The organism is Streptomyces fuscigenes (assembly GCF_021556455.1).
In the GTDB taxonomy this organism is placed as follows: Bacteria; Actinomycetota; Actinomycetes; order Streptomycetales; family Streptomycetaceae; genus Streptomyces; species Streptomyces fuscigenes.
The window spans coordinates 1-1627 of the sequence record NZ_JAKGCV010000726.1 but is presented as its reverse complement, the minus strand read 5'-3'; the positions used below and the strand labels follow the sequence as shown (position 1 = coordinate 1627).

Below are 1627 nucleotides of genomic sequence, written 5' to 3'. Positions count from 1 at the left end.
CGCCGCGCCCTGCCCGTGCGCCGTCCGTGCCGCGCCCTGCCCGCACATCGTCAGCGCAGCGTCCTGCTCGCACATCGTCAGCACCGCGCCCTGCTCGCCCCGCCGAGGTGCGCGTCCGGGCCGGGGCCGGTGGTCGTCCGTCCGGAGGCCGGGCGCGCGCGTCGCGCGACGGCGGGTCCGGACGGGGCTCAGGGACGGTCGCTGGACGGGGAGCGGGGCGCGCTCACCGTCGTGCGCGGCGGGCGGCGCTGCGAGGACGTCCGGACGATCAGCTCCGTCGGTATCACCCGCTCCAGGGGCCCGTCCGTCTCGACTCCCTCGATCGCGTCGATGAGCAGTTGCACGACGGCGGTGCCGATGCGCCGCGGTTTGAGGGAGAGCGTGGTGATCGGCGGTTCCGTGGCCGCGTAGACCATGGACTCGCTGCAGCACACCAGCAGCAGGTCGTCCGGCACCCGCAGGCCGTAGCGGCGCGCGGCCGCCAGCAGGTCGGTGCCGTTCGGGTCGAACAGCCCGTAGACGGCGTCGGGCCGGTCGGGTCGGGCGAGCAGGCGGTCGGCGGCGACGGCGCCGGCGCAGGGGTCGTGCGCGGGGTACGACTCGTAGACGGGGTCCTGGCCGACCCTCTCGCACCACCGCAGGTAGGCGGTGGTGGACAGGCGCGTGTACGTGTCGGTCGTCGTCCCGGTCAGCAGGCCGATCCGGCGCGCGCCGGCCTCCGCCATGTGGTCGAGCAGGTCGAGCACGGCGGCCTCGTGGTCGTTGTCCACCCATGCCGTGACCGGCAGCGTGCCGGCCGGCCGCCCGTCCGAGACGACGGGCAGGCCCTGGCGGACGAGTTCCGTGACGACGGGGTCGTGGTCGGACGGGTCGACGACGACGGTGCCGTCCAGCGCGACGTTGGACCAGACGTCGTGCTGCGAGGTGGCCGGGAGGATCACCAGCGCGTAGCCGCGGGCCAGGGCCGCCGAGGTCGCCGCACGCGCCATCTCGGCGAAGTAGGCGAACTCGGTGAAGGTGAAAGGTTCATCCCCGTACGTGGTGACGGTCAGGCCGATCAGCCCGGACTTGCCCGTACGGAGGGTTCTCGCGGCCGCGGACGGCCGGTAGCCGAGGCGCTCCGCGACCTCGCGGACATGGCGTCGGGTGGCGTCGGGTAACCGGCCCTTGCCGTTGAGCGCGTCCGAGACGGTCGTGATGGAGACACCGGCCGCGGCGGCCACGTCCCGGATACCGGCCCGCCCGCCCTGCCGGCCTCCCCTGCGCGTCGTGTCCGTCCGGCTCACCTGGTGTTTCCCTGCTGCTGTCATGGCGAGCCGATAGTAGGGCGCGGGCAGGTGGTTCAGCGTGTCGCAAATGCACCACTTGGCAGGCACGTTTCTGCATGATCATTAAGGGGGAAAACCTTGATATGCCAAGGGAGTTGCCGTTCCGCACGGTGATCTTCCATGCGAGGAGCGGCATACGCCTGGGGCAGGGGCCATGTCTCGAAGAGGTCTCAACTCACCACTACGAGGGACGCGCGCCACGGCGCGAGCCACCCGCGCGCGCCAGGGGGAAGTGCGCCCCCTCGGGTCGGCGGCCCGGCCACCGCGGCCCGGGACCGCCCGGCCCCGGCGCGAGTGGG

At 73.3% G+C, this 1627-nt stretch carries 1 protein-coding gene; it reads right to left on the bottom strand.

What is annotated here, in order from left to right:
• Positions 1–188: 188 nt before the first annotated feature.
• Complete coding sequence (locus L1885_RS28110) at positions 189–1310, bottom strand: LacI family DNA-binding transcriptional regulator (RefSeq protein WP_235799961.1); 1122 nt, start codon at positions 1308–1310, stop codon at positions 189–191.
• Positions 1311–1627 lie beyond the last annotated feature (317 nt).

Bases quoted from the DNA above. Each gene is read 5' to 3' on its own strand.
- L1885_RS28110 (WP_235799961.1), bottom strand. From the start codon at position 1,310: ATGACAGCAGCAGGGAAACACCAGGTGAGCCGGACGGACACGACGCGC.